Origin of the sequence: Actinoplanes sp. NPDC048791, assembly GCF_040650095.1 — a bacterium.
Lineage (GTDB): Bacteria > Actinomycetota > Actinomycetes > Mycobacteriales > Micromonosporaceae > Actinoplanes.
Window position 1 is genome coordinate 1 of the sequence record NZ_JBEZGQ010000788.1, and the last position, 4,022, is coordinate 4,022.

Below are 4,022 nucleotides of genomic sequence, written 5' to 3' on the forward strand. Positions count from 1 at the left end.
GCGGCGACGTCCGGGCGGCGCTCCTGCTCGTACGCGTCCAGATCGCCCCCCTCGCCCAGCCGCCAGGCCAGCGCGCCGGCGTCCCTGATCCCCATGCCCAGCCCCGCGCCGGCGAACGGCGGCATCGCGTGTGCCGCGTCCCCGGCCAGCAGCACCCGCCCGGCCCGCCACCGCTGCGCCATTCGGGCGTGGAAGGTGAACACGGCCGCCCGCTCGACCTCCAGCCGGTCCGGGTCGGTCCAGGGCGCGACCAGCTCGCGGACCGTCTCCGGCCGGACCATGGCCTCGGGCTGCTCGCCGGGCAGCAGCATCCACTCCCAGCGCCAGCGGCCGGGGCTCGACATGGCCACCGCCGGGCGCGCGGGGTCCAGCACGAACGCCACCGTCGGGTTCCCGTCGCTGGTCCCGTCCACCCCGGTCTCGGCCGTGGCGGTGCTCGTCGCGTCCACGACCAGCCAGGGCTGCGCGAACGTGTCGCCGGGGAAGGCGATGCCGGCCCGGGTGCGCACGGTGCCGGACGTGCCGTCACAGCCCACGAGCCACTGCGCGGTGATCCGTCGCCCGTCGTCCAGGACCGCGACGACGTGATCGGCGGACTGCTCGACCTCCTGGACGGACCGTCCGGCGAGCACCTCGACCGAGGGCAGTTCGGCGATGGCGGCGCGCAGGGCGGTCTCCAGGGCGGGCTGGTCGATGCGCACGACCTGCGGGTGCCCGAACGCCTGGGCCCGCTGCGTCATCAGGAACAGCGGCCGCCGGTCGGCGCCGACGGCACCGTTGCGGATCAGCGGCACCGACCAGGCATCGGGCGGGGCCAGCCCGGGGATCAGCGACAGCAACCGGACGGACTCGATCTCCAGCACGGCGGCCCGGGGCTTCGGGTACGGCCGGACGTTCGGCTCGACCACCACGGTCCGGACACCCTGCGCCCCGAGCAGCGCGGCGAGCACCCCACCGACCGGTCCGAGCCCGGCCACCACCACCGCCGCCTCCCGTGTCACCGGGGCAGCCGGACCACGTCGGCGATCACCGCTCCGTCGTCGGTCAGCCGGACCGCGGCCGGGCTGTCGAAGACGATCATGGCGAGCTTGTCGCCCGGACGCCCGATCAGGCCCATGCCCTCGGCGTGGTCGTCGCCCTCGCCGTACGTGATCTCCAGCTCCCGGGTCAGCACCTCGCCGCGCACCACCGCCGGCATCGCCACCCGGTAGGCGCCGTGCCAGCGGTAGATCCGCACCGGGCCGTCCAGGCTCATCGTCGGGCCGGCCAGCACCAGCAGGTCGTCGCCGTCCGGGCACAGGTCACGTACGCCCAGCCCGTCCAGGTCCAGGACGTGCTTGCGGTACTCCAGCCCGTCGTCGAACGGGCGCAGCCGCAGCCGGCCGGGCTCGGCGGGGTCCACGTACGGCCGCAGCTCCAGCACGAACGCCCAGCCGCGCAGCACCGGACCGCGCAGGCCGAGGTAGACCCGGTCGCCGCTGACCGCGATGCCCTCGATGTCCAGCCCGTTGTCCTTGCCGGGGATGGCCAGGAAGGGCGCCAGGTGGGCGTCGTGGCGCAGCAGCGTCCGCAGCCCGTCCCGCTTGTCGAGCTGCGCGGCCCGGTGGTGCTCGCCGTCCACGACGATCTCGCGTACCGGGGTGGGCAGGCCGTCGACCTCGGCGATCGGCAGCCGCAGCAGCACCTGACGGTTCTCCTGGCCCTCGACCCGGGCCAGCCGCCGCAGCGCCTTGTCGCCGTCGTGCCGGACCTTGATCTGCTTGCGGCGCAGGCTGTGCGACCCGACCGCCCACAGGAAGTGCCCGGTGCGGGCCAGGCCCTCGATGTCGGCCTCCTCGTCGGCGTCCGGGCCGGGCAGATCGATGAAGTCGGCCAGCCGGAAGGTCCGCTCGTCGGCGTACTCCGCCGGCTGGGCCGGATCGTCGGCCACCAGGCGCTCGACCGTCGCCGTCTCGTCACCCGCGATCCAGAGCACCCGGCCGTCGACCCGCACCGCGGACAGGTTCGTGTGGGTGGCGGCGGCCCGCGAGAGGTCGCCGAAGCGCAGACGGACCGTGTGTACCAGTGTCATGGCGACCATCGTGGCACCCGCGGTCGCGCTCAGCGCAGCAGATGGCCGACACCACGCACGGTGTGCAGCACCGGCGGCGGCCCGAGCTTGCGGCGCAGCTGGGCGATCAGGACGGAGCTGGTCAGCAGCGCCCCGAAGGAGGAGATCGAGGCCGTCTTCGAGTTCGTGCGCGAGGACAGCGACATCCGGATCGTGCCGGCCGACCACCAGCTCGACGCGTACGTGTGGGCGATCCGGGCCATGCCGGAGAGCGACCGGGTCGGCGACGTGCTCATCGGCAGCGGCGTGGTGACCGAGCTGGAGATGGCCGAGGCGCTGCGGATCCAGCAGGAGCAGGCGGTGCGCAGCGGGACCCAGCCGGTGCCGATCGGCGAGATCCTGGTCGAGCACGGCATCGTCCCGGGCCCGATCGTGGACGCGGCGCTCAACCGCCAGCGCAAGACCACCGAGACCCGCTCGCAGGACACCACCACCATCCGGATCGACGCGGCCCGCCTCGACCGGCTCATCGACCTGGTCGGCGAGCTGGTCATCGCCCAGTCCAGCACCGGGTTGCGCGCGGGCGCCGGCGGCGAGGCCCAGGGCGAGGTGATGCGCCTGGTCGACGAGGTGCGCCACAGTGCCCTCGCCCTGCGCATGGTGCCGATCGGGACCACGCTGCGCCGCTTCGAACGGGTGGTCCGCGACGTCTGCGTGGAGCTGCACAAGGAGGTGTCGCTGGTGATCACCGGTGGCGACGCCGAGATGGACAAGGCCCTGGTCGAGCGGATCAGTGACCCACTGCTGCACCTGGTACGCAACTCGCTGGACCACGGCATCGAGACCCCGGCCGAGCGGCAGCGGCACGGCAAGACGGCCCAGGGGACGCTGCGGCTCAACGCGTACCACGACGCCGGCAGCATCGTGATCGAGGTCAGCGACGACGGTCGCGGCCTCGACCGGGAACGGATCCTGGCCAAGGCGGTCGAGCGCGAGGTGGTCGCCGCCGGCGCGGTGCTGAGCGACCAGGAGGTCTACGACCTGATCTTCGAGCCGGGCTTCTCCACCGCGGAGACGGTCTCCAACCTCTCCGGCCGCGGCGTGGGCATGGACGTGGTCCGCCGCAACGTCACCGCCCTGCGCGGCAGCATCGAGGTGGACACCACCCGCGGGGCCGGCACCACCATCCGGATCCGGCTGCCGCTCACCCTGGCCATCATCGACGGCTTCCTGGTCGGCGTCGGCTCCTCGTCGTTCATCGTGCCCCTGGACCGGGTGACCGAATGCGTGGAGCTACCGCCCGGCCCGCTCGGGCGGGACTGCATGAACCTGCGCGGCGAGGTGCTGCCGTTCATCCGGCTGCGCGAGCTGTTCGACATCCCGGGCGAGCCGGCCCGGCGGCAGAACGTCGTGATCGTCGAGCAGTCCGGGCAGCGTACCGGTCTGGTGGTGGACGCCCTGCTGGGCGAGCTGCAGACCGTGATCAAGCCGCTGGGTGTGCTGTTCAGCCGGCTCAAGTGCATCAGCGGGTCGACCATCCTGGGCAGCGGCGAGATCGCCCTCATCCTGGACGTCGGACCGCTGGTGGCCGACCACTCCGAACGTGAACACCTGCTCCGCGCCCGCCCGGCGGCCTGACCGCGCGGCTACCGTGGGCGGGTGCTGTGGACAGCTGAGGAACTGCGCCGCCGGCTGGACCGGGCCCGGCAGGAAGTGACCCGGCAGGGCTGGACGGCCCTGCTGGTGACGCCCGGCCCCGACCTGCGCCATCTGACCGGTTACGAGGCGATGCCGCTGGAACGGCTCACCTGCCTGGTGCTGCCGGCCGCCGGCGAGGCCACCCTGATCGTTCCGCGGCTGGAACGGGCCGCCGCCGAGGCAGCGCTCGGTGACCTGCGGCTCCGGCTGGCCGATCACCCCGACGGCGGTGACGCCGCGGGGTTGCTGGCCGGCACGCTGCCGGACACCACCG

Annotated in this window: 5 protein-coding genes; 2 read left to right on the top strand and 3 right to left on the bottom strand. The window is 73.6% G+C overall.

Annotated features, from left to right (window positions below; all coding sequences use genetic code 11):
* The 3 genes from AB0C29_RS37020 to AB0C29_RS37030 form a co-directional block, all read right to left on the bottom strand.
* On the bottom strand, positions 1-1,001 hold a 1,001-nt coding region (locus AB0C29_RS37020; RefSeq protein WP_360830558.1), incomplete at its 3' end, for an FAD-dependent monooxygenase.
* A complete protein-coding gene (locus AB0C29_RS37025; protein ID WP_360830561.1) occupies positions 998-2,071 on the bottom strand; it encodes a DUF3616 domain-containing protein in 1,074 nt (357 codons plus the stop codon). The genes AB0C29_RS37020 and AB0C29_RS37025, both read right to left, overlap by 4 nt.
* 29 nt (positions 2,072-2,100) lie before the next feature.
* Complete coding sequence (locus tag AB0C29_RS37030; protein ID WP_360830564.1) at positions 2,101-2,256, bottom strand: hypothetical protein; 156 nt, start codon at positions 2,254-2,256, stop codon at positions 2,101-2,103.
* Between AB0C29_RS37030 and AB0C29_RS37035 the strand changes: the two genes are divergently transcribed.
* Together AB0C29_RS37035 and AB0C29_RS37040 are read left to right on the top strand one after the other, a co-directional pair.
* Positions 2,237-3,688, top strand: coding sequence for a chemotaxis protein CheA (locus tag AB0C29_RS37035; RefSeq protein WP_360830567.1), 1,452 nt, complete (start codon positions 2,237-2,239; stop codon positions 3,686-3,688). The two genes, AB0C29_RS37030 and AB0C29_RS37035, sit on opposite strands and share 20 nt — an antisense overlap.
* A gap of 42 nt (positions 3,689-3,730) precedes the next feature.
* Positions 3,731-4,022, top strand: a 292-nt coding sequence (locus AB0C29_RS37040) for an aminopeptidase P family N-terminal domain-containing protein (RefSeq protein ID WP_360830570.1), incomplete at its 3' end; no start/stop codon positions are given.